Annotated in this window: 15 protein-coding genes; 14 read left to right on the top strand and 1 reads right to left on the bottom strand. The window is 43.4% G+C overall.

Annotated elements, in window-relative coordinates; translation table 11 throughout:
- Window positions 1-198: 198 nt before the first annotated feature.
- From CAL7507_RS17705 to CAL7507_RS17715, 3 genes are all read left to right on the top strand, one after another.
- Entirely contained in the window at window positions 199-3,294 is a 3,096-nt protein-coding gene (locus CAL7507_RS17705; RefSeq protein ID WP_015129855.1) for a response regulator, read from the top strand.
- Between the two features lie 754 nt (window positions 3,295-4,048).
- Window positions 4,049-6,991, top strand: a complete 2,943-nt coding sequence (locus CAL7507_RS17710) for a methyl-accepting chemotaxis protein (protein ID WP_015129857.1) — start codon at window positions 4,049-4,051, stop codon at window positions 6,989-6,991.
- A gap of 1,063 nt (window positions 6,992-8,054) precedes the next feature.
- On the top strand, window positions 8,055-10,451 hold the full coding sequence (locus CAL7507_RS17715; RefSeq protein WP_015129858.1) for a methyl-accepting chemotaxis protein: 2,397 nt from the start codon (window positions 8,055-8,057) through the stop codon (window positions 10,449-10,451).
- 59 nt (window positions 10,452-10,510) lie between these two features.
- Here CAL7507_RS17715 and CAL7507_RS17720 read toward each other — a convergent pair whose 3' ends face one another.
- A complete protein-coding gene (locus CAL7507_RS17720) occupies window positions 10,511-10,696 on the bottom strand; it encodes an RNA-binding S4 domain-containing protein (protein ID WP_015129859.1) in 186 nt (61 codons plus the stop codon).
- 212 nt (window positions 10,697-10,908) lie between these two features.
- Between CAL7507_RS17720 and CAL7507_RS30160 the strand changes: the two genes are divergently transcribed.
- The 11 genes from CAL7507_RS30160 to CAL7507_RS17775 all read left to right on the top strand — a co-directional run bounded on the left by CAL7507_RS30160 (window position 10,909) and on the right by CAL7507_RS17775 (window position 25,986).
- Window positions 10,909-14,016 carry a GAF domain-containing protein gene (locus CAL7507_RS30160; RefSeq protein WP_015129860.1) on the top strand — a complete coding sequence of 1,036 codons (3,108 nt, stop codon included), beginning with the start codon at window positions 10,909-10,911 and terminating at the stop codon, window positions 14,014-14,016.
- Between the two features lie 417 nt (window positions 14,017-14,433).
- Window positions 14,434-15,066 carry a response regulator transcription factor gene (locus tag CAL7507_RS17730; protein ID WP_015129861.1) on the top strand — a complete coding sequence of 211 codons (633 nt, stop codon included), beginning with the start codon at window positions 14,434-14,436 and terminating at the stop codon, window positions 15,064-15,066.
- A gap of 242 nt (window positions 15,067-15,308) precedes the next feature.
- Window positions 15,309-15,869: a DsbA family protein gene (locus tag CAL7507_RS17735; protein ID WP_015129862.1), complete on the top strand. Its 561-nt coding sequence runs from the start codon at window positions 15,309-15,311 to the stop codon at window positions 15,867-15,869.
- Between the two features lie 53 nt (window positions 15,870-15,922).
- Window positions 15,923-16,570, top strand: a complete 648-nt coding sequence (locus CAL7507_RS17740) for an NADPH-dependent F420 reductase (RefSeq protein ID WP_015129863.1) — start codon at window positions 15,923-15,925, stop codon at window positions 16,568-16,570.
- A 343-nt stretch (window positions 16,571-16,913) separates the two neighbouring features.
- Complete coding sequence (locus CAL7507_RS17745; protein ID WP_015129864.1) at window positions 16,914-18,557, top strand: alpha/beta hydrolase; 1,644 nt, start codon at window positions 16,914-16,916, stop codon at window positions 18,555-18,557.
- A 37-nt stretch (window positions 18,558-18,594) separates the two neighbouring features.
- On the top strand, window positions 18,595-18,903 hold the full coding sequence (locus CAL7507_RS17750) for an antibiotic biosynthesis monooxygenase (protein WP_015129865.1): 309 nt from the start codon (window positions 18,595-18,597) through the stop codon (window positions 18,901-18,903).
- Between the two features lie 31 nt (window positions 18,904-18,934).
- Entirely contained in the window at window positions 18,935-20,026 is a 1,092-nt protein-coding gene (locus CAL7507_RS17755) for an alkene reductase (protein ID WP_015129866.1), read from the top strand.
- A 31-nt stretch (window positions 20,027-20,057) separates the two neighbouring features.
- Window positions 20,058-20,513, top strand: a complete 456-nt coding sequence (locus tag CAL7507_RS17760; protein WP_015129867.1) for a DMT family transporter — start codon at window positions 20,058-20,060, stop codon at window positions 20,511-20,513.
- A gap of 54 nt (window positions 20,514-20,567) precedes the next feature.
- Window positions 20,568-21,317: a glucose 1-dehydrogenase gene (locus CAL7507_RS17765; RefSeq protein WP_015129868.1), complete on the top strand. Its 750-nt coding sequence runs from the start codon at window positions 20,568-20,570 to the stop codon at window positions 21,315-21,317.
- A 43-nt stretch (window positions 21,318-21,360) separates the two neighbouring features.
- Window positions 21,361-22,662, top strand: coding sequence for an efflux RND transporter periplasmic adaptor subunit (locus tag CAL7507_RS17770; RefSeq protein ID WP_015129869.1), 1,302 nt, complete (start codon window positions 21,361-21,363; stop codon window positions 22,660-22,662).
- Window positions 22,663-22,776: 114 nt separating this feature from the next.
- Window positions 22,777-25,986 carry an efflux RND transporter permease subunit gene (locus tag CAL7507_RS17775; protein WP_015129870.1) on the top strand — a complete coding sequence of 1,070 codons (3,210 nt, stop codon included), beginning with the start codon at window positions 22,777-22,779 and terminating at the stop codon, window positions 25,984-25,986.
- The last annotated feature ends 258 nt before the right edge of the window (window positions 25,987-26,244 follow it).

Consider the following 26,244-nt stretch of genomic DNA (forward strand, 5'->3'; position numbering starts at 1 on the left):
CTGCGGGAAGCCGCTAAGGCGTCTATGTTATTTGCTAGTTACCAATGACCAATGACCTTTCCGGTGATGTTTAATTCCTCTTTAACACTGCGTTGGCGTAGCCTCTCCAAGAGAAGCTAGCCAGCTGCTCATCAAAAAAATCTTGAAGACTGCGCTGGACTACCAATGACCAATGACTATTGACTAAACATAAAAGCCATGTCACAGGAGAAAGAACTGGAAATCCAGATGCAATTTCTGGAAGAAGCAACAGATTACCTCAATACTCTAGAAGGAGTATTGCTGGAAATCGACGCCAGTAATCGCATCGATTTGGATAAAATTAACGGGGCACTACGGGCCGCTCATTCGATCAAAGGCGGCGCGGGGATGATGGGATTTCGGATGCTGAGTGATTTAGCTCATCGTCTGGAAGATTCTTTTAAAGTCTTAAAAACTCGGAAAAACTCGTTAGAAATTGATACTCAGTTACAAAGTTTACTGCTATCTGGAGTTGACTGGTTGCGCCAGATAGTGGAACTGCTTTCAGAAGGAAATGTCATTGAAGAGGAGTGGTTAGCCACCTTTTGTTATCCAGTATTTGATGAGCTGCATGAGCGTTTGGGCGATCCCAGCCCAGAAGATGCCACAACCATGCTTTCCCCGGAAGATGGGCAAGACATTATCCCCTTGCTGTTTGAAACAGAAGTCGAAGGGTGTTTGCAGCGCCTAGAATCTGTATTGTTGGATAGCGAACAGCCTTGTTTGCAAGAAGAAGTGTCCATCATGGCAGCTGAATTGGGTGGTTTGGGGGAAATGCTCCAGTTAGCCGCCTTTACTCAGCTTTGTGAGTCAGTGACATACCACTTAACAACGGCTGCACCCCACCAAATTGCGGAAATTTCCCAGTTAGCCTTGCAAGCCTGGAGGCGATCGCAAGCTTTGGTGCTGACTAACCAAATGGATAGCCTACCGACAGCTATTGAATTTAGCGCTCCAGATGTATTGTCAACAGCAGAGGCGATGCCAACGGCGGTACTCTACGAGAACCCCTCCAGGGAACGCGGAGCGACCATCGCCGAGTTTCTCGCCACGGATACAGCCGCAACTCACCCTATCGAAACCGAAATAGTCGCTGCGGATGTCTTGGAATCAGCAGAAGGTGACGAAAGTTGGCTGGATGAAAAAATCATCGCTGCTAGTTTTGCATCCTTGGAAGCAGAATTTGCTGATGACATCGACGAACAAGTCGAGTTCCCCGAACTAACTACAGCAGATCCAGAAATTTCCCCCACAGATTACAGATTTGTGGAGCGCAAAAGCGAACCAGTTGGTGCTGGTAAAGAAAGGGAAACGCCGGAAAATACAGTCCGAGTTCCCAGTAAGCAACTTGAGCAAATCAATGATTTGTTTGGGGAACTGATCATCCAGCGGAACGGCCTCAACTTGCAGATGGAGAGATTACGCAAGCTAGTTCGCAATCTGAGCCAGCGTGTCCAAGTTCTCGACCGAGAAAATCAGGAATTACGGGCAGCATACGACAAAATTTCTACTCAAGCCACAGCGTCATCAGGCATATCATCAGAACATAACTGGCAAACTAGCAACCACCAGACACAAGGCATAGAAAATGGGTTTGATGCCTTAGAAATGGACCGCTACAGCGAATTAAACCTGCTATCGCAGGAAGTGATGGAAACTATTGTTCAGGTACAGGAAGTCACAACTGACGTTCAACTCAGTGTCGATGATACAGATCAAATTGCCAGGAAATTAAGCAAAACATCAAAGCAGTTGCAGACAAAGCTGACGCAAGTCAGAATGCGTCCCCTATCCGATTTGATCGATCGCTTCCCCAGAGCCTTGCGCGACCTGAATCTAGAATATGGCAAAAATGTCCAGTTGAAAGTTGAAGGTGGCAACACCCTGATTGAACGCAGCATTTTAGAAGCTTTGAATGAGCCTTTAATGCATCTAGTGAGGAATGCTTTCGATCATGGTATCGAAGATGCTGCCACTCGCCGCACCTTGGGCAAACCAGAGCAGGGAGTGATTGAAATTAAAGCCACTCACCGCAGTAATCGCACGTTGATTACCATGCGTGATGATGGTCGGGGGATTTCTCTGGACAAAATACGCGATCGCGCCTTAACTATGGGGTTAGATGCTTCCCTTTTGGCTGGTGCTAGTGATGAAGAACTATTATCACTAATTTTTGAACCCGGATTTACAACCTCCGATCAAGTGACAGCACTATCTGGTCGTGGTGTGGGAATGGATGTGGTACGCAACAACCTTAAACTTGTGCGAGGTGAAATCAAAGTTGATACCCAGCCAGGAGTCGGCACTACTTTTACTCTATCAGTACCATTTACACTTTCAGTGGCACGAGTGCTACTGGTAGAAACCAATCGAATGCTCTTGGCATTTCCCACAGATGTCATTTCCGAAATATTCTTACTCCAAAACGAGCAGGTTTTTGCAATGGCTGGTAGCGAAGTGATCAATTGGCAAGGAACTATGGTGCCATTGATCCGCATTGGTCGCTATTTAGAATTTAATGGGCCCCGTTACAATAACCCAGATTTGGAAACTCCAGCAGCAATTAATGCTAATAGTGTATTAATAGTCAAAAGCGGTAATCAACCAGTAGCAGTACAAGTAGACCGTTGTTGGGGTGAGCAAGAAGTAGCTATCCGCCAAATCGAAGGTGATATACCACTGCCGGAAGGCTTTAACAACTGCACAATTCTCGGTGATGGTCGGGTAGTACCATTAGTAAATACCAACGAGTTACTGTATTGGATTGCCACCAATCAACGCACCCCTAGAAGCAATCAATTACCATCGGCACGGTTAAAAACAGCGTTCCTGGTCTCTCATAATGAGAAATTACCCACACCTCCAGCTAACCAAAAAGGTACTATTTTAATTGTCGATGACTCGATTAATGTTCGGCGCTTTTTAGCCCTCACTTTAGAAAAAGGAGGATACCAAGTAGAACAAGCTAAAGATGGTCAAGATGCCTTGGATAAACTTCAAAGTGGCTTGCAAGTCCAGGCAGTGATTTGTGATATTGAAATGCCTCGTCTTGATGGTTATGGCTTTTTAGGTCGGGTCAAATCAAACGTTGATATGCAAGATATTCCTGTTGCTATGCTGACCTCTCGCAGTAGCGCTAAACATCGGCAATTAGCAATTCAACTGGGTGCGAGAGCCTACTTTTCTAAACCATACAATGAACAGGAATTACTCCGAACCCTAGAAGAAATCATTTTCTCCATAAATGGAACTTTGTCTTCTCACAACAATTGAATGCAGAATTTGGTAATGGGTAATATTTATGTGTAACAATTGCCAATTACCAATTCTGCTGCACTTGATGCCATATTCATCAATTATCCTGATTGCTATAGAGGATTCCTATTTAATTTTTTCCAAAATATACAGCATTTGTAGGGCAGGCAATGCCTAGTGGTTTGTCAATTTTGTTTTGAGGGGTTTTTGGTAGTGCGGGCCGAAAAGCCCGCGTGAGCGAGACGCTCACACTACAGTCCCTCATTTCAACCCTGACAGACTACTAGGCTGTTGACTTTGATGGAATTTTCACGTTTTTGGTTCATGCTATTTTTGTGCGAGTGTAAAATCTATTTTCTGTCATTGCGTAGGCTTCGCCTACGCAATGACTACACAAATTTTGCCTGAATTTCTATCACCTAAAAAGGCACAGAGTCAACAGCCTAGGCATTGCCCACCCTACTGCTGTATATCTTTTAGGTATATTTTAAGTATACAAATTCTTCATCAAAGATAAACATTATCCGTGATTTAATATACATTATAATTCACTAATTTTAGTGTAGGTTCAGGTAAAACCTGGAAATTTGCGCTTTGAAACTCCTCTGGGATAACTAACGTTCAATACAGCTACTGTTTTTGACAGGCAAAGTTTTGCTGTGTTCAGATCCATATTATCCGAGAGTAGCCTGCCGTAATTCTTATTGATTACGGCAGAAAATAATTGTGGGAATTTTGTGTTTTATACTCGCTTATTTAGAAAATTGACTTTATGGTTCATAGATTTAATGGCAGTTACGCAAGGAAAAAATTAGGTTCTAACTTATCGTCAACCCTTCAAGTTATATCGCCACCTATCGAATCAAGTGCTACGACGTATCAAATGCCTAAAAGGTCTTTAATACAAAGATTTTATAACCTCCCAATTAGCCGCAAACAATGGATTGCTTTACTGGCTTCTGAATTAGTATCTATTCTAGGAATAGGCATTGCAGGCACATTAATTATTAGTAGCGGTTTACGGACTCAATTAATTGAGCAAGCAAAATCAGAAGTTGCCGTTACAGATATTAATTACAATATCAAAGTTAATCAAATGGGCTTTGGCTTTCGGGGACAATCAGATAATCCAGCAATTATTAAAGCCGCCCAGATTCATCAAGCAGGTACTGTCTTAGATGCGAAATTAAAAGCCGAAGTTAAACAAATTCTTGCCAATGAAATCAAGGCGCGCACGATTGAATATTCTACTCTAGTTGGTAAAGATTTTAAAATTATTGTCAATGCTAATGCTAATCGCAGCGGTGAAGTTTTTAATCCTAGTAATTTGATCAATGAGGTTTTCAAGAGTTCTCAACAAATTAAAGCTAGTAGAATTGTTAGCTGGTCAGAATTGAGTCGAGAGTCACCACCGTTACCAGATGGTTTTATTAAGCAAGATACTCTGATTCGTTATACAATAACACCTGTTAAAGACCCAAATACAAAAGCAGTAATTGGGGCGTTGATTTCTGGGGATATCGTCAATGGTAAAGATACAATTGTCAGATCGACATTGAGGGCTACGGGAGGTGGTTACAGCGCTATTTATCTCCGCAAACCTACAGGAGAATTTGCCATAGCTACAGCTTTAGAACAAGGTCAATCAGAAGATTTAAATCAAGCTATATCTAATGTTGCATTACCTGAAGATATTCGGAACTCCTTCCTCACAGCCGCCGCAAAATCACCAGAAGGGAAAATAGTTACTGGGCGTATAGTAATTGGTAAAGGTATTTATACAATAGCAGCGAAATCTATACCTGATAAAATTATTGAAGATGGTGATAAACAACGAATTATTTTTGGTGAAAAACCAGCCGCTATTCTCGTGCGGGGAACTCCAGAGACTGCTCTGAATCAATTACTGGCACAAAGTTTAATTGTAGAAGTATGGATAGTTTTGGTGGCTTTGGGCATAGTTTTTATTTGGGCATTAATTCTCAGGCGAGCAATTATTACACCAATTGAAGATTTGCAACAAACAACCCAAAAGTTTGCTAATGGCGATCGCACTTCTCGCTGTCAAGTCTTTGCTAGCGATGAGATAGGACAATTAGCTGTCACATTCAACAAAATGGCAGACAGCATTACAATCCAAGCTCGTTACCAAGAAAATGAAGCTAGATTAGCACAGCAACTTAATGAAATCACTGCTCACCTCAGAGAAACACTCAATAGCGAAAAAATATTAAAGGCCGCAGTCACTAATCTACGAAACACTCTGACAGCCGATCGCTTGCTTGTCTATCGTTTGCACGATTCCTGGCAAGGTAAAATTATTGCAGAATCTGTTGGTTACGAATGGTCAGCAACTTTAGGCGCAAACATTGCTCATCATTATTTTGGCGAGAATTCTTTAGAAGATTATGAAACAGGCGTTGTGAAAGCAGTTCACAACATTTACAAAGCCTCTTTAAGTCCATCGGAACTTGAGCAACTGGAATTATTAGCTGTCAAAGCTTACTTACTAGCACCTATTTTCGTCAATAAACAACTACACAGCTTATTAGTGGCTCATCAGTGTTCTGGGCAGCGTCAGTGGCAAAATATAGAAATCAATTTGTTTAAGCAGGTAGCAATTCAAGTTGGTTTTGCTCTAGAACAAGCAGAACTGCTGCAAAAGCTAGAAACAGGCCGTCAAACGGCCGAAACAGTTTCAATGGGAGAAAGACAACAAAAAGAAGCCCTAGAACTACAAATTTTGCACCTTTTGCATGATATTGAAGGTGTCACCAGAGGTGATTTGACGGTGCGTGCTGATGTCAAAGCAGGAGAACTGGGTACCGTCGCTGACTTCTTTAACTCCATTGTCGAAAGTCTGCGGGGAATTGTCACCAAAGTCAAAACGTCGGCTACTCAAGTGAATTATGCGATCGCTTCTAATGAAGGCGCTATCAGTCAACTCGCCGCAGCAGCAATTACTCAAGCTGCTGAAATCAAGCATGTTCAGGACGCGATCGACCAAATAACCCATTCCATTCAATCTGTAGCCGAAAATGCTCAACAAGCCACCATAATTGCTCAGAATGCTTCACGTTCTGCTACTGAAAGTCAACAAGCAATGGATCTAACAGTCGATAGCATCCTGACTGTGCGCGAAACTGTCGATGAAACTGCGAAGAAAGTCAAGCGTCTAGGTGAATCTACTCAAGAAATTGCCCGTGTGGTGTCGTTGATTAACCAAATTGCCCTGCAAACCAACTTGCTAGCCATCAACGCCGGTATTGAAGCCGGACGTGCGGGAGAAGAAAGTCAAGGTTTTGCCATAGTTGCAGAAGAGGTGGCTGAACTAGCGACGCGTTCGGCTTTCGCTACCCAAGAAGTTAAACAAATTGTGGCAAATATCCAACGGGAAACTGATGAGTTAGTACAAGCAATAGAACAGGGAACCACCCAGGTAGTGGAAGGGACAAGAATTGTCAAAGATGCAAAACAGAGTTTAAGTCAAATTTTAGATGTGTCTCACCAGATTGACTCTCTAGTGCAGTCAATTTCCACTGCAACTACAGATCAAGTGCAAACATCGCAAACTGTTAGTCAATTGATCAAAGAAATTGCCGTTGTTTCACAACGCAGCAGCATTTCTGCGCGCTTGGTTTCCGAATCTCTGCAAGAAACAGTGGAGATTTCCCAGGAGTTGCAGAAGACTGTCGAGACATTTAAGGTGAGCTAAATTGACACTAATCCTGGCTATTTTTGAGCAATGCTGCTGGCGATCGCCTCCACATTACTTTGTCGTTAATATCACATTAGTTTCACATCAGTACTATCTCGCAAATCATTGAGGATTAATTTAGTATTTATTAATACCATAAATGCTGGTTCATCGATACTATCAAGATCATAAATTAACAACTAGTTTGCAATCGAGTTGTCTTTAAGTGGACATGACATTAGATAGATAGAGTTTTAATTAATTTGAACATTAACTTATAAATTTTGCAAAAACATGCAATAATCAATATCTACTCGCTTAAGCAAAAAATGGCAATCTAATACAAATAAACCTCACAGCAGCTATGATATTTCACGACTCAGCTACATATTAGCTTGATATTAACAACCTGAAATAAGTAATTGATTGTCCAGGGGAGAAATGGTCTTTTATATCTGCTCTGAGTTTATAGATAGGCAATTTTGGCTAGTATAAAAAACCAAGGTGCATCAAAATTATCAACATTTTTTACTCACATAAAATGACACTCTGGCAATAAATAACTAGTATTCAAAGGCTGAAGTATGAAATGAAGAGATCTGTATAGTAAGCCTTTGAGCGATTTACAATGGTTGGTTTATTTACGCCAAGCTGTATTAGTATTCAAACCAGGTAAGAGTAGGACTGGTATTTGATTTTTGAAATAATACGTAAGGTGGACAAGTCCCACCCTACTAGTATTCAAACTAGGTAATATATTTATCAATGCATCTACTTAATAAGTTTGCTACTCTCTATTAAATTGTGTGTTTGCCGATAGTAAGAATCTGACTCTAAAATAAATAACACTAATCAAATTTGGCTCTGAGAATTAGTCAAAAGTTAATAGTCTATATTAAATATTTGGACTGTTAGCTTTATAGTCTCAAAAGTCAAGAAGAGTGAGTTTTATTTGTATTCAGAAACTTGCTTAATAACTAACCTTAAAGTTCAGTAATCTACTTTTAGCAGAAATTAGCTCTATTACTAACACTGCTTAGTTTTGACTATAATTATTGACGAATAGGCGCAATTTTAAATTATGAAAAATGAATTTAACACTGATAATAATGTGGTGTCACAGCCTGAGATATCTAACCTCAATACACCATTAATGATTGCTCACCGTCAAAATTTAGCACAGCAAATACTTGCACGATGTAAAACCAGAGTAGTTGCTTCCCGAAAACTTAAAAAATCTTTATTAGGAATATTTTTTAACCTTTCTATTACCAATAAACTATTAATTTCTTTAATAGCATCTGAATTAGTTTCTATCTTGGGAATAGGGATAGTTGGTAAATACCTGATTAGTAGTAATTTGCAGACTAGTTCACTAGAACAGGCAAAATCAGCAATATCTTTTGCAGATATTATTGATAATATCAAAAATAAGCAAATGGGCTTTAATTTTCAGGGAAATTCTGATAATCCTGAAATTATTAGAGCCATAAGTCTGCCTAGTCCAGGTCAAATTATAAATCGGCATTTGAAAGTTGAAATCAAGAAAATTATTGTAGATTTATCTAAAAAAAACATTGGAAGTAATAAGAGTCCAATAAAATTTTTTCGTCATCAAACTAATACAACTTTAGTGAGAGAGACTCCAGGGAATCACCTGAATAAATTGCTGGGAAATAGTTGGACGACAGAATTTATCCCAGTGATTTTAGCGTTAGTAATTATCTCAATCTGGGTGCTAATTATCAGGCGCTCGATTATGAAACTGATTCAGGAATTAGAGCAAACAGCTAATAAATTTGCGACAAGCGATCGCTCTACAAAATCTGAGGTTTTCGCCACTGATGAAGTAAAGCAATTGGCGCTCACTTTTAACGACATGGCAAATAATCTTGCTGAACAAGTCATCCGCCAAGAAAATGAAGCCAAACTAGCACAGACAGTTAATGAAATCACTTCTCGCTTTCGCGGTTCACTCAACACTTTACACATCCTCAACGTAGCAGTCACTAGTACCAGAGAAGCCATCAAAGCAGATCGAGTAATTGTCTATCGCTTCGATGAAAATTGGTATGGTACGATTATTGCTGAATCTGTGGGTGCTGATTGGCCTTTAGCTCTAGGGGCACAGATTGCTGACCCTTGTTTTGCTAAAGATTATGCTAATAAATATCAGAAAGGCTTAGTTCAATCATGGGAAGATATCCATAAAGCTGGTTTGACCGAGTGTCACCTTAACCAACTAGAACAATTTGCAGTCAAGGCGAATTTAATCGCGCCAATTTTGATTAACAACAAACTATATGGTTTGTTGATAGCTCACCAGTGTTCTGCGCCGCGTCAATGGCAAGATTTAGAAATCAAATTGCTGAAACAGGTGGCGATTCCAGTTGGCTATGCTCTAGAACAAACATCTCTGTTAGAACAAGTAGAAGCAGCACGTTCTCGTGCAGAAGTCGCAGCCTCTGAGCAACGTCAACAAAATGAAGCATTGCAACAGCAGATACTCCATCTCCTCAGAGATATCGCTGGCGTATCCCAAGGTGACTTAACTGTGCGTTCTGAAGTGAAGTTTGGAGAACTAGGGACTGTCGCTGACTTTTTCAACTCCATTGTGGAAAATCTGAGAGTCATTGTCACTAAAGTTAAAGTATCTGCTAACCAAGTGAACACAGCAATTGGTAATAACGAAGCCGCCATCCGCCAACTTACCGACAAAGCACTTAAACAAGCAAACAACATTAGCCTGACGGTTGCTAGTGTTAATAATATGACACTGTCTATGCAAGCAGTCGCAGAAATTGCAGAAATTGCTTCCCAAGTTGCTCACAACGCTTCTTTAACTGTCGAGGATAGTGAAGCCGCAATGGATATCACCGTCAAGAACATTCTCAGATTGCGCTCGACGATTGGTGATACAGCGAAAAAAGTCAAACGCCTTGGGGAATCTTCGCAACAAATTTCCCATGTAGTTTCTTTGATTAGTCAAATAGCTACACAAACTAACTTGCTAGCCATCAATGCTGGATTGGAAGCGACAAAAGCTGGTGAAGAGAGTGAAGGTTTTGCCATTATTGCCAAAGAAATTGGTGAACTAGCAGTTTGTTGTACTGACGCTACCCAAGAAATTGAGCAAATTGTCGAAAAAATTCAACTAGAAACCAGCGAGGTTATCAAGGCGATGGAACAGGGAACGACTCAAGTTGTAGAAGGGAGTCGCATGGTTGGAGATGCCAAAATAGCCTTGAGTCAGATTCTCAATGTATCTCACCAAATTGATGAATTGGTGCAGTCAGTTTCGCAAATGACTTTATCTCAGGTAGAAACGTCGCAAGCAGTGAGCAAATTAATGCAAGAAATTTCTCAAGTGTCGGAATTTACTAGTACTTCTTCTCGCTGGGTTTCTCAATCTTTGCAACAAACTGTCGAGATTTCCCAAGAGTTGCAGAAGACTGTTGAGACATTTAAGGTTAGCTAGGATTGGGGATTGGGAAGAGTTTCCTCAACTGTTATTAACAGGAGAAGGTAAACAACGGTTCAAAAGTCTTCAACCTCGAAAGTTTGTCTACCTACTGTTACTTTGTCGCCCAATACTAATTTTCGTCCTCGTCGCGTTTCAACTGTGCCATTGACTTTGACATCGCCATCAATAATCATCAGTTTGGCTTGCCCTCCGGTTGGGGCTACACCCACCAACTTTAAAAATTGATCAAGTTTAATCATGGTGTCAATGGTCTTTTATTAATGTGAGTTCGACGGATAGGAAAGCGCAAAAAGCTTGCTGTGTATGAACAAGCACAACATAGCATTCTTCCGGCGATGCCAGCGGCGGGCTACGCCACAATACCATCAAAACAGAAACAAAGGGATTGATTGTCAAAATAAGATTTCTCAGGTAACAGTAAGAATAGAGATTCCTGTTTACTGAGTGAGCTATGCGGCAAGAAGATGCGATCGCCTTGTTACTGGAGCAGATCGCTACCCTAGAGCAGGAGAATATGAAGCTGCAAACTGCAGTGGCGATCGCCTGTGAGCAAGAAAGAACTGCACAGGCAAAAGTTACACAGCCAGTTATTCAATGCGTCTTAGTGCCAGAAGAACAACAACGGGTTGCAGAACTCGAAGCCCAAAACCGTCTCTTAGAGAACCGCGATCGCATCTTAGAAGCCACAGCAACAGCGGCCAATGCCTTATTGACCATTGAAAACTTTGATCAAGCGGTGAATACTGCCTTGAAAGCGATCGGGGAAAGTTTGGATACAGATCGCGTGACGGTGATTGAAAATTTCGCTCATCCATCTGCACCCCTACACTGCTGGAAGCTTTTGTATGAATGGAATTCACCCAACACAGTGTCCCAAATATCCCATCCCGATGAAGCAGAAGGAACTTATGAAGAGGGAGGGATTGCGGAGTGGTATGAGCGTATTAGCCAAGGACAAAGCATTAGTTGTCTACTAGAAGAAATGCCAGAGCCGTTTCGCAGTGGACAAGCTGCAATCGGAGTGAAAGCATTACACATTGTCCCAATTTTTGTTGAGGGCTTGTGCTGGGGAGTGTTGGGATTTGATGACTGTCGCGAAGCCAAGCGCCGGGGAACGGCTGAACTGGCATTACTCAAAACTGTTGCCGCTTGTATTGGGAGTGCCATTCAGCGTCAACGGATTCAGCAAGCTCAACGAGAACACGCCACCGAACTAGCAAAAGCCAACGCCAATCTCCAACAGCGCGATCGCCTACTCTCCGTCGTTGCTCAAGTCACTAAAGACCTATTGGAAGCCGAAGACGCTGATCTAGCGATTCCAGTTGCCTTAAAAGCAGTCGGAGAAGTCGCAAACATGAGTCGCGTTTTGCTCATCCTTGAACATCAACACCCCGTCACACAAAAATTACAGCACTGCGTTACCTATGAGTGGGCAGCCACAGGCATCACCGATCATCATGCTGTTGGTATGTCTGTGATGAACAACGACGATTTCCAAATTTTGATTCAACCTCTTTATCAAGGGCAGTCTATCTGGCGAGTCATTGATGAATTACCCGATGTCACACGCTGGCAATTTGAGAAACTGCAAATCAAATCAACAGGTGTAGTCCCGATATTTATTGCCGGACGCTACATTGGCTGTGTCAGCTTTGATGATTGCGTGCATCCCCGGCACTGGAATCAGCAGGAAATAGATGTACTCACAACTGCTGCCGAGACTATTGGCGCGGCACTGCACCGCAAACAGTTAGTTGAGGGACTAATTGCCGAACGTGCGAAGGCGGCGGAAGAACGAGTCGCAGAATTGTCTAAGGCAAACATAGCTATCAAAAATAGTCTTGATCGCCTCGCCGCCGACTCGGAACTCAATACCTTCCTTGGTCATGTCATCCTAGAAATTAAACATCAACTAAATGCTCAAGTAGCCCATTTATTCCTCTACGATCCACCCTCTCATACCTTGCGGTTGCATTTGGGTTCGGAAACAGATGAAGTTTTACCCAAGGAAAAACTCCAAGACGTAGAAGCCTTTCTCGAACCAATTCCCGCCGATATTACCCGCGCTTGGGAAATTATGGTGCAGGCGAAACAGCCCCTGGAATTTGGGGTTTGGGAAAACACTCATCCAGAACACTGGCCTATAGCCCTGGAATGGCATCGTCAGCGAGGACATCAAACTGCCATGTGTATACCGCTGATGTTGGGTGATATAGCTTTGGGTTTCTTGGGGTTGGCATTCACCCAAAAAGCCACTTTAAATCCTGAAGAATTTGAACTAGCGCAAGCCTTGGCACATCAAGCAACACTAGCCATTCAACTCACCCAGTTGGCAGAAGAGGCAAAACAAGCCGCTATCCTCAAAGAACAAGAAAAAGCTGCCACCGCGCAAATTGCCGAACTCGTAAGAGCCAACGAATCACTGCGGGGCTGTTTGAATCGATTAGCAGATGAACCAGACTTAGAAACATTTTGGGAACATATTCTTCTAGAAGCCTCCGCCCAAGTCAATTCCTATGCAGCAGCGCTGTTCCTCTACGATGAGTCAGCCAATACACAACTGATGAAACGATATGTCCGCGAGGGACAGGTGATTCCCATCAAGACGGCTCCGGAACTAGCACAATTTAGAGTGCCTATTGCGGGAAGTATTGTTTCCTTGTGGAAAAAAGCGTTTTTGAGAGGCGAGTCCATCTTTTTTAATCTGGATGAAAGCGATCGCCTGGTTGGTTCGCGAATTAACTGGCATCGTCATCAAGGGCATCGTTCCATTGTGCGTGTACCGTTAATTTTGGGTTCTCGTCCCCTCGGTTTTATTGGTTTATGTTTTCAGGAACCCAGGACTAGCCTACCCCAAAATATTGAACTGATCGTGGCGTTAGCACAGCAAGCGACCTTAGCGATTCAGTTAACTCATTTAGCCGAGCAGAGTCGCCAAGCCGCAATTTTGGAAGAACGCAACCGGATGGCGCGAGAAATTCATGATACGCTAGCTCAAGCCTTCACAGGCGTGATTGTGCAATTGGGTGCTGCCTCTAGAATTGTTCCTGGTGAATTGGCAGAAGTGCAGACACACATCACCCAGGCACGGGATCTAGCTCGTGAAGGATTGTCCGAAGCCAGGCGATCGCTCAATGCTCTCCGTCCCCAAATTTTAGAAACTGGCAATTTAGGTAAAGCTTTTAACCGTCTTGCCACCCAAATGTCTGCCTCTATTGATACTTGCACAACTTGCAAAGTCTTCGGGCAAGTATATCCCCTATCGGCAGACATAGAGAATAACTTGCTCCGGATTGGACAAGAAGCATTGACAAATGCTATTAAACATGCATTTGCCAGCAGAATTCATATCGAACTAGTGTATGAACCGACTCAATTTACCTTACAAGTCAAAGACAATGGACGGGGATTTGAGACAGATAGCTTGTCTATAGTCAAGGGTTTTGGATTGATGGGGATGAAAGAACGTAGCGATCGCATCGGTGCCCAGCTAACAATCCAAAGCGTTACAGGACAAGGAACAGAAATTAAAATATCAATAATAGGCAACAAGCAATAGGAAAATTAGGCCACCACGCCACCCAAACAGTATCCGGGTTTCGGTGGGCAATGCCCACCCTACAAATGGTCATTTAATTGTGACACCTGCGTAATACCAATTTGCCAAAAAAATGCGACAGATTAATCTGTAGGAGCGGGGTCTCTCCCATTGGTGTCAACTTAACGTGAAACCTTGTCAAGACGTGATTTTGAATTAAATCACCTACCATCAAGATCTGCGTTACCCCACCCCGGTTTTGTCTAAAGCCAAAACCGGGGTGGGGTAAAATGTATGTCGGGTAAGCGTTGTAGCTCAATTTGACACAGGTGGGTCTCCCCGCCCTTTGTGACAATCCATGTGTCGCAAACATTATTTGAATTGGTATAAGTCCTGTTAAAAATACAGTTAAATAATTGAGGTTCTTCAGTAGCAACTATGACTGAGCAAAGCCCGATCCAAATCCTGATTGTTGACGATCATCCCGTCGTCCGCCAAGGTTTAGCAGCAATGATTGATCGGGAGCCAGATATGGCAGTTGTCGGACAGGTTTGTAATGGACATGAAGCCGTTGCAACATTCCGCCAACATCAACCTGATGTCACCCTCATGGATTTGCGAATGCCAGAGATGGATGGAGTCGCCGCCATTAGCGCCATCTGTAACGAGTTTGAAGACTCCCGGATTATTGTGCTGACTACCTATGACGGCGACGAAGATATTTATAGGGGACTCAAAGCTGGAGCTAAAGGTTATTTACTCAAAGACGCTGAACCTGATGAATTGCTCACAGCCATTCGCGTTGTCAACACTGGGCAGAAATACATTCCCACTTCGGTAGGAGCCAAATTAGCAGAGCGGGTAGGTATCCTACAATTGAGCGCACGAGAACTAGAAGTGATTGGCCTCATGGCTACTGGTAAAACCAACCAAGAAATTGGTGCTGCTTTGCGAATCTCCGAGGGTACAGTCAAGTACCACGTCAATAATATTCTCAGCAAATTGGGAGTTAGCGATCGCATCCAAGCAGTCATCACAGCCCTAAAACGCGGCATCGTTACTCTTCAGTAACAGTTATCAGTTAACCTAGCCATAAGTTAAGGTAATTTCCTCAGCTTAAGGTCAACCATAGACTGACTTTTCTATATGCCTAAAACTTTAACTCTGGTCTAGGGACAAAATCTGATTGATTTTATAGAGTGGAGCCATATCTGGTCAACGCAAAATCAAAGCTTTAGCTCAGACACATTCAGGAGGATATGTTGCAAAACTTTCATAGCCTTTAGAGCATTTCCCCTCCACAGAGATATTCCATGAGTCAGACCAACGATAATAACAGATTGATCGCGCCAATTTCAGAACGCGATCACACTCAAGGAGCGATAGATGCACCTATAGTACTAGTTGAGTATGGCAATTATCAATGCCCTCACAGTGGCGAAGCTCACAGAATTATCCCACAAATCCAGAAAGAATTAGGAAATAAATTATACTTTGCATTTCGTCACTTTCCCCAACCACAGATTTACCCACAATCCTATAAAACCGCTGAAGCAGCAGAAATAGCTGCTGCTCAAGGTAAGTTTTGGCAGATGCACAATACTCTATTTGAGTGTCAAACAGCACTTAGTAACGGTTATCTAGTAGAGTACGCCCATCAATTGGGACTTAATGTCCCCCAATTCCTCCGAGATATGACAAATCACATCTATGTCGATCAGGTAGCTGAAGACTTTCAGAGCGGTACAAATAGTGGTGTCAATAGTACACCGACATTTTTCATTAATGGTTTTCGCTATAAAAATAAATGGGATGTTGAGAGCCTTCTAGAAGCACTTCTACAAGCAGAAAATTCTTGTCACCATAGGGCTTAATTTACGAGGATGAAGATACTAGGCAAGCAGTCAAAAATAGGAGTGAGATATCAATGAAGATTGGTATAGTTGGCTCAGGCAATATGGGTGGCGGTTTAGGTAAGATTTGGGCAAAAGCCGGACACCAAGTCATTTTTTCCTATTCTAGAGATGAAGATAAGCTCTATCAACTAGCTGTATCGGCGGGTGAAAATGCAAAAGTTGGCACACTTGGAGAGGCGGTGTCAGAGAGTGATGTAGTGATGCTAGCTGTGTGGGTGCCGTCTTTAGAAGAAGTCTTTCGTGCTACAGGTTCTCTTGATGACAAGATTATTATTACTTGCGTCAGTGGCTTACAACCAGACTTCACAGGACAAACAGTTGGGATTGCAACTGACCTCCAAATATCTGTTGCTGAGACAATTCAACAATTTGCACCCAAAGCAAAAGTTGTTGAGGCATTTAATATCACCTTTGCAGAAGTTATTGCTGCTGACTCTAGACAGTTTGGTAGCGATCGCCCCAGTATTTTTTATTGCGGTGATGATGTCGTAGCCAAGAAAGTTGTCGCTGACTTAATTGAGGAATGCGGTTATGAAGCAGTAGACGCAGGAGAATTGCTGGTAGCGCGTTCCTTGGAGACTTTAGCAACAGCTTGGGTACAGTTCGCTGTGACGAGCAAGTTGTTTCCCAATCTTGGACTTAAAGCATTGCGACGGTAAGCAGTCCGATCTTTTACCGGCAATCAGAAGCTGCGGTAATTGGTGATCTCGAAGTAAGAATTTGATCTATTTTTGCATTGTTTTTAGTGATTTATTCTTAACACACAAAACAAAGTTATGGACTTAAAAAATTAGGATTAGCATCAGTGTTGGTAGCGATCGGGTTGATTTTTGTGTACGCCCAACAGTGCCAGATTACTGCAAAAAGTATCGATGATCGGTGCTACTGCTGTGATTATAACAAGTGCAGCATTGACAGCAATTTCTGTAATTTAGAGCGCTCAATTTATAGAAGATTAATTTGAGTATTCAAAGCTATTTATCCCCATTTCGTAAATACTTCATGTCGAAAAAACCTATCACCTACTTTTTTGGCATAATCTCAAGTATTGCCATCACTACTCCGGTATTAGCAGCAGATAGAATTGAATTTAATTATTCACCATTTGGGGAATTTGATATTGCCACACAAGACTTAGAATTGTTTGTTAATGAAGGCAAAATTACCAAAGACTTTGCTTTTTATGCCAATCGGGCCCAACCAGAACAATTATCTCAAATACGGGACTTCCTTAAAACAAAATTCAAAATCAGTCCCACACTTGTATCACAATTCACCTATTCTCCTATTGGTGAAAAAATCCTACAACGCTTAGGTGAATTACTGCAATTGCAAAGCAGAAAAAATGGTTTCTATGCTCTGCGTTCTGCTTTAATATTATCTGCAGCTAGTCCTGAAGGTTTAACTTTTATTAATATCCTAAAAAAATATTCTAGTCCCAGTATTCGTCTGAATTTGTCGGAGGGGATACAGACAATGGGACAACTATCAGACCTGTTGCAAAAAAGAGATGTAGTTGTTGCTGAAATCCAAAAATTAGCAACTCAACAAACTGCCAATTTACCACCTCTAGATTTTGCTCAAAAATCAGATATTCGTAAACCTGGTGAATTTAAGTCCGCGAAAATCACCTTAACCTTATCTCGTAATTTAGAACGGAAATATGATATTGATATTTACTTACCACAAGCAAAATCAGCAAATATATCAGAACCTTACCCAATAATTGTAATTTCTCACGGTTTAGCAGAAGACCGTAATAGTTTTGTTTATCTGGCTCAACATTTAGCATCACACGGCTTTGCTGTCGCTGCTCTTGACCATCCTATTGGTAACTCCAAACAATTTCAACAGTTTTTATCAGGGTTAGCTAGACCTCCCGAAGCTAGAGAATTAATTGACCGTCCTTTAGATGTCAAATACCTTTTAGATGAACTCCAACGTCTTAACGAAACTGACACCAAATTTAAAAATAAATTAAATTTGCAACAAGTTGGTTTAATTGGACATTCACTTGGCGGTTATACATCTTTAGCATTAGCTGGAGGAACCTTTGATTTTGATAAAATTCGCCAAGAATGTAATCCTAATCGTTCTCTAAATCTCTCCACCTTTCTGCAATGTCGTGCTAACGACCTCAAGCCTGACAACTATCCTATTAAAGACGATCGCATTAAAGCGATTATGGTGATGAATCCTTTGAATAGTGTTTTGTTTGGGGAAAAAGGTATCAGTACAATTGCAATTCCTGTGATGATGGTAGCTGGAAGTCAGGATATATTTACCCCTGCAGTTCCTGAACAAATTCGACCTTTTACTAAATTACCCAACCAAGATAAATACTTGGCTCTCATTGAAAATGCCACTCACTTCTCTGTGGAATCAGACTTACCACAGAATGAAAGAGTGATTCCTGTACCAGAAGGATTATTGGGGCCAAATAGAAAAAGTGTCTACGGGTATATGAATGCTTTAGGAGTTGCCTTTTTCCAGACTCATCTTCGCAATCAACAAGAATACCGTCCTTATTTGACTGCTGCTTATGCTCAATTTATTAGTGAAGCACCTTTAAATTTGAGTGTAGTTAATTCTGGTAGTGGAGAAGCGATCGCCCAACTGTTAAACCGAGTTTATCAAACTCCATAATCATACCAAGTTCACATGAAACAAGTTGCTAACGCAGATGAGTAAAGTTACTTTCGTGAATATTTTCACCGTCAAACCTGGCCGTCAAGAAGATGCATTTGAGCGGATTCATCAGATTTATACCGAGGTAGTGCAGTCTCAACCTGGTTTCTTAGATGCTCAGTTACTCAAAAGTGACGATGGTGAAAAAGTTACAGCAATTGCCCATTGGGAATCAGCAGCACAGGTTGCAGCGTTGAGACAGCATCCACGATTTCAAGAACTGCACGATGAGGGGTTTTATGAAGCGATCGCTAAGGTTGAACCTCACGTTTATAGTAGCGCCGTTGAAGTGGTCGCTCTTTAAGTATTTTTTCTCGAAATAACCATTAATTTCCATGACTTACACAACTAGCACCGATTTATTCTCTCCCGTCCAACTAGGCCTCTACACACTGCCAAACCGGATTGTGATGGCTCCAATGACTCGTAATCGGGCGGGTGCGGGAAATGTACCCACACCGATAAATGCTACCTATTACGCTCAACGCGCCACGGCGGGATTGATTGTTACGGAAGGTTCACAAGTATCACCACAAGGTTTTGGTTATCCAGCCACACCGGGAATTCACTCTATAGAGCAGGTTGCTGGCTGGCGACAGGTGACAGATGCAGTGCATGATGCAGGTGGAAAAATCTTTTTGCAACTATGGCATACAGGGCGGATTTCTCACCCTTCCTTGCAACCAGATGGTGCATTACCCGTGGCTCCTTCGGCGATCGCCCCTCGTGGTAATGCCATGACTTACACTGGTGATCAACCGTTTGTCACCCCCCGCGCTTTAGATATAGATGAAATTCCTGGTGTTGTTGAGCAGTTTCGTCAGGGAGCGAAGAATGCACTGGCGGCTGGATTTGATGGTGTGGAAATACACGGAGCCTTTGGGTATCTAATTGATCAGTTTCTGCAAGATGGCTCTAATCAACGTAGCGATCGCTATGGTGGTTCTGTGGAAAATCGGGCGCGATTCTTGTTGGAAGTAACGGAAGCTGTATCTAGTGTTTGGGGTGCAAAGCGTGTGGGTATTAAGCTGTCGCCCAGCAACACATTTAACGATATCCATGACTCCGATCCTAAAACGACATTTGGGTATGCGATCGCAGCACTTAATACCTTTGGCTTAGGATATCTGCACCTGATGGAACCAACGCCAGCCGATATTAGGCATGGTGGAAAACCAATTTCTGTGGCTGAGTTCCACCCTCTTTATCCAGGAACACTGATAGCTAATGGCGGTTACGACAGAGAAAAAGGGAATGCAGCGATCGCCAAGGGCTATGCAGACTTAGTTTCTTTTGGCTCACCGTTTCTGGCTAATCCCGATTTACCAGCACGTCTACAGTTAGATGCACCACTTAATCAACCTGATCGCAATACTTTCTATGGCGGTGATGAGAAAGGTTATACAGACTATCCTTTCTTGACGTAAATCGTTATTAACCTGATTTGGATATCTCAGAATGAACGGACGGACGATCTATCTTTTAGCAGCACTAGCAGGCGGGGCGGTTCTCCCAGTTCAAGTTGCTTTAAACACCCTGTTACGACGCTATGTCGGTGAACCCATGCAGGTGACATTTATTTCGTATCTTGCAGGGACTTTGACATCGCTCGTGATTTGCTTCTTTGCCCAATATCCACTTCCTGCTACGGCGACTCTCACCCAAACCTCTTGGTGGATGTGGGTTGGCGGATGCTTGGGAACATTGTATGTCTGGTCAACGATTTTCGCCACGCCTAAGATTGGAGCCGCTCTAGCTCTTTCACTGACGATCGCCGGTCAAATGATTGCAGCTCTGCTTTTAGATCATTATGGAGCGCTGGGATTGACTAAATATACCGCCAGTCCCACCCGCATTGCAGGCGTTGTCCTAGTAGTTCTGGGTGTTTCCTTAGTCGCCTATGTCAAGCGTTAATAACAAAGCGCGTTAGTTACTGACTGCAAAATTAAACATACACAAACGAAAATTATGGATTTAAATCATAAAGTTGCAATTGTTACCGGAGCTAGTTCAGGAATTGGTCGTGCTGCAGCGATCGCCTTCGGCAAAGCGGGGACTAAGGTTGTGGTTGCGGCTCGTCGTCAAACAGAAGGAGAAGCAACTGTCAGTCTGATCAAAGAAGCTGGTGGTGAGGGGTTGTTTGTGAAAACAGATGTGACGCAAGCAGCTGATGTGGAAACATTGGTAGAAAAAGCAATTCAAACTTACGGTCGTTTGGATTATGCCTTTAACAATGCAGGATCGGGGAAAGCAGGGGCAATTACTGATTTGACTGAAGCCGATTGGGATGATGAAATTAACGCCAATCTCAAATCGATTTGGCTATGTATGAAATATGAAATTCCGGCAATGCAAAAATCAGGAAGTGGTGCAATTGTCAATATGTCTTCTCAAGGCGCATTGCTGGGAATTGCTAAATACGGAGCCTATGGAGCTGCCAAGGCTGGTGTAATTGCTTTATCCCGTGCGGCGGCGGCAGAATATTCTGGTGACGGCATTCGGATCAACACAGTCAGTCCTGGTGCCATCAAAACAGATTTATGGGCAACAGCACCCCAGGAAATGCTCGATCAAGTAATTGCGGGAATTCCTTTGAAACGGATTGGCGCGCCTGAAGATATAGCGGAGGCTGTGGTTTGGTTATGTTCAGATGCAGCTAGGTTTGTGACTGGACACAACTTGGTAATTGATGGTGGCTTCACAGCCGTTCAAAAATAGCTGACTATTTTTATCAAAAATTGTTTAATTCACCAATATTTATATGGATGCATCTGACTCTCAAACTGTCCCCGAAAGTTCCTCGGATACGGTTCCGCAAGCGTCCCAGCAATTTCCCAGATGGATCTGGTGGTTGCTGCTGGCTGTTTTGTTAGTTGGTGGTGGTGGGTTTGCCATCTGGAACTTTTTGAAACCCAAAGCAACGGCTCCAGCGAAACCGCGATCGCAGAGTGTGCCAATTAGTGTACAAACTATTCAATCTGACAAAGTTGAAAGTAGCTCTGAGTTTGTTGGCACTTTAGAAGCACAAGAGCGAGTTTCTCTACAGCCGCAGATTCAAGGACGGATTGATCGGGTGTTTGTGAAGAGTGGCGATCGCGTCACTCAAGGCGAACCTATTGTTTCCCTAAGCATAGACCAAGCAAAAGCGCAAGTAATTAGTGCTGTGGCTGGGGCAAATTCTAGCCGTGCGGCCTTAGCAACAGCTCAAGCACAGTTGGAGTCTGCCCAAGCAACGCAAGCCAAAGCTGCTGCTGATGTGCGATTACAGCGGACTCAGTTCAACCGCACCCAACAGCTAGTAACTGAGGGCGCACAGGCGAAACAACAGTTAGACATTGCCCAAAATAACTTAGATACATCAGTTGCTAGTTTGGATGCAGCCCAAAAGCAGGTCAATGCTGCCAAAGCCAGTATTGAGCAGGCAAAGTCGAATCTGCAACAGTCTAAAGCTAATATTGCATCCGTTCAAGTCAACCTCAATTACAAGCAAGTGCTGGCTCCCATCAGTGGCGTAGTGGGAGATTTTCCCGTGAAAGAGGGAGATTATGTCAATATTGGGCAAACCTTAACCAGCATCATTAAAAATGACGAGCTGGATATGCGAATTTCCGTGCCCTCAAATTATGCTGCTCAATTGCGTTCAGGATTACCCGTTGAGCTATTAGATGTCAACACAGGCGATCGCCTGACAACTGGACAGATCAACTTCATTTCTCCCCAAGTCAATACAGGTGTTCAAGGGATTTTAATCAAGGCTCGCTTTGCCAATTCTCAAAACAAACTGCGAGATGGGCAATATGTCCGCGCCAAAATCGTCTGGAATCAACACCAAGGTCTTTTAGTGCCAACCCTGGCGATTTCGCGAATTGGTGGGCAAAACTTTGTGTTCCTCGTCGAGAATTCCACCTCAGGAAAACCACAACAAGTGCATCAGCAACCCGTGAAACTGGGTGAAGTCCAAGGCGATCGCTATCAGGTGATTCAGGGTGTGAAAAGTGGCGATCGCATCGCCATATCAAACATTCTCAAACTGCGTGATGGAACTCCAGTGGAACCGCAGTAAATCAGTTAACAGTGAACAGTTGACAGTTAACAGTTTTCAAATTCACTATTAACTGTTGCCTGTCCACTGTCCCCTATTTGCTGATAACTGATAACTGATAACTGATAACTGATTATGTCAATTGCCGACACGTTTATTAGGCGACCTGTTTTAGCAACAGTCTGCACTCTACTAATTTCGCTGGTAGGAGCCATCAGCATATCGCTGCTGCCGATTAATAACCTCCCGGACATTGCGCCGATTCAAATTCAAACCTCCAGCAACTACATCGGCGCAGACTCCCAAACCGTCGAAGATACGGTGACAACAGTGCTAGAGCGGCAGATTAACGGTGTTGAGGGTATGCAATACATGACCTCAACCAGCACCAATAACGGGGTGAGTTCCATTTCCGGATTTTTTGACACGTCCACCAACAAAAATATTAACCAGGTGAACGTGCAGAACCGAGCGGCGATCGCTAACCCCACTTTACCTGATGCCGTTCGTCAAACCGGGGTGACGACTCTATCGCGCTCCAGTAGCATCTTGCGGGTTTATGGTTTCTATTCCGCCAACGCTGAGTATGACAGCACCTTCATCAGCAACTATGTAGACTTGTTTGTCACCGACACCATCAAGCGCGTTCCTGGTGTGGGTGATGTGAGCATTTCGGGACAACGACAATATGCCATGCGGCTGTGGCTCGATCCTAATGCTTTGGCGAGTCGAGGCTTAACGGCTGATGATGTAGCTACCGCCCTAACTTCCCAAAACGTCCAGGTGGGGGCGGGGGCGATCGGTCAGGCCCCAACCGGTGCTGATCAACCTTATAATTTTGCTCTGCGGGTACAGGGTAGATTCAAAGAAGTCAAAGACTTTGAGAATTTAATCCTCAAAACCCAATCTGATGGCAGTTTGGTAAAACTCAAGGATGTGGGGCGAGCCGAACTAGGAGCAGAAGATTACTCAACTTCCGCGCTGGTGAAGGGAAAACCTGGTGTGGCAATGCTGATTTATCAACTTCCAGGAAGTAATGCTCTGGAAGTGGTAAGAGGCATAGAAGCAGCAATGGAGGAATTAAAGCAGAATTTTCCTCCAGGACTAACAGACGTGGTTGGCTATGACACGACACGATTTGTGGAAGTGTCCATCGAAGAAGTTTTGCATACGCTCATTGAAGCGGTTTTTTTAGTCGTTCTCGTAATTTTTATTTTCTTGCAAGACTGGCGAGCCACGATTATTCCCACGATCGCAGTTCCTGTTTCTTTGGTGGGTGCTTTGGCGTTTGCGCTGGTGTTTGGCTTTTCGCTCAACACCTTAACCATGTTTGGTTTAGTGCTAGCCACAGGATTGGTGGTGGATGACGCGATCATCGTAGTGGAGGGCATCTCGACCAAAATGGAACAGGGGATGAACGCCCGCGATGCCGCTTTTGCCTCGATGAAGGAACTGACAGGGGCAGTAATTGCTACCTCCCTGGTGTTGATGGCAGTGTTTGTACCTGTGTCCTTCTTCCCAGGGGCAACAGGAATTATGTATCGGCAGTTCGCGCTGATTATTGTCTTTGCGATCGCTATTTCTGCTTTTAATGCCTTGACTTTCACACCCAGTATGGCGGCGATTTTGCTCCGCCGTGAAGGAGAAAGTAAAGGCGTACTGGGCTGGTTTTTTCGCCAGTTTAATCGGGGTTTTACCTGGTTTGTTGAGCGTTATCGCCGTTTAGTTAGCTTTTTAATTCGCATCAGAATGATTGTCATTGGACTGTTCATTCTGGGTTTAGTAGCCACAGTTTGGGTATATGGTTCCGTACCCAATGGCTTTGTCCCGGATGAAGACCAATCACTGTTTGCCGGGATTATTCAAGCTCCTGACGGTGTACCCATTACTTACACTGAAAAAGTCGGGGCGGAAGTCTTTCAGATTTTAGAAAAAAATGTTCCAGAAATGGACGCTTCTGTGATCATTTCTGGCTTTGGTCTGAATGGCAATGGCCCCAACCAAGGCACATTTTTTGTCCGCCTCAAGGATTGGGAAGAACGGCATGGGGAAGAACATTCTGTAGCGGGGATTGTGAAACGGCTCAATGGCATCTTAATTCAAAATCAAAAGGCGTTCATTGTCACGTCTAATTTGCCTGCGGTGAGCGGATTCGGGATTACAGGCGGCTTTGAGTTTCAGCTACAAGATCGCACTGGTGGACAACTCAGCATTGATCAGTTTTTGCAAATTGCTCAACAAATGATTGCCAAAGCTAATCAGCATCCCGCCCTTGATCGAGTGTTCACGCAATTTAGCGCGAGTACACCGCAGTATCAAATTGAGATGAACCGCGATCGCCTGGAAGCCCTGAATGTTGATTTTAGTCAGGCGCTGAGAACACTGGGCGCTTATATGGGTGGTCGCTATGTTAATGATTTTACCTTTGCCCAGCGCAATTATCGGGTGTATATCCAAGCTGACCAACAGTTTCGCAATTCACCCGACGATATTGGTCAAGTGTATGTGCGATCGCGCAATGGCAATTTAGTCCGCTTGAGTGAAGTCGCCACCATCAAGCCGATTACCGGGCCGCAAATCATCAGCCACTTTAACTTGTTCCGCACCATCAAAATTCAAGGAGCGCCCAAACCCGGTTATAGTTCCGGACAAGCGATCGCGGCGATGAAACAGGTCTTTGCTGAAAATACCCAACCAGGGCTAGGCTACGACTGGACGGGGCTTTCACGAGAAGAAATCAAATCCGGTGGACAAGCTGGATTGGTGTTTGCCTTGGGAATTGTGGTGGTGTTTTTGGTCTTGGCAGCACAATATGAAAACTACGTCGATCCGTTCATTATCTTGCTGACTGTACCCTTGGCGATTTTAGGGGCAATGTTGTTTGTCTCATGGCGCGGCTTAGTCAATGATCTTTACTGCCAAGTTGCGTTAGTGATGCTGATTGGTTTAGCCAGCAAAAACGCCATCTTAATTGTGGAATTCGCTAACCAATCTCGTGAACAGGGGATGACGATCGCCCAAGCGGCAATTCACGCCGCACAACAGCGATTTCGACCAATTCTGATGACAGCTTCGGCCGCATTAGTCGGATTTTATCCCCTAGTGACAGCAACGGGTGCAGGTTCCGCCAGTCGTTGGTCACTTGGTACGGCAGTATTTGGCGGTTTGTTGGTGGCAACTATTCTGAGTTTTTTACTAGTCCCCGTGCTTTATGTGGTGATTAAAAACCTCGTCGAGTTTGTCACCCATCGCCCCAAACCACCAACACCACCATCAACATATGTGGAATCTACTGAGCATAAGGATAGCAATATTACAGATAAGGCTCCAGCGGAAGTTCCTTAGTCAAGGGTCAATCCGATTTTGGATTTTGGATACTTCGGCAAGCTCAGTACAAGTTTTAGATTTTAGATTGATTCCGCCACGCCACTTGCTCATGGGGGAAACCCCCAAGACCGCAGTGGCTCCACAAGGGGCGGGGCTTGAACCAAAAACAATCCAAAATCCAAAATTTAAAATCTAAAATTCGGAGGGTCAAGGCTCAAGAGTCAAGGGTCAATCTTGAAATTTTGGGTTCAAAGGTTCAACGTTCGGGTTCAAAGG

It is taken from the genome of Calothrix sp. PCC 7507, assembly GCF_000316575.1.
In the GTDB taxonomy this organism is placed as follows: Bacteria; Cyanobacteriota; Cyanobacteriia; order Cyanobacteriales; family Nostocaceae; genus Fortiea.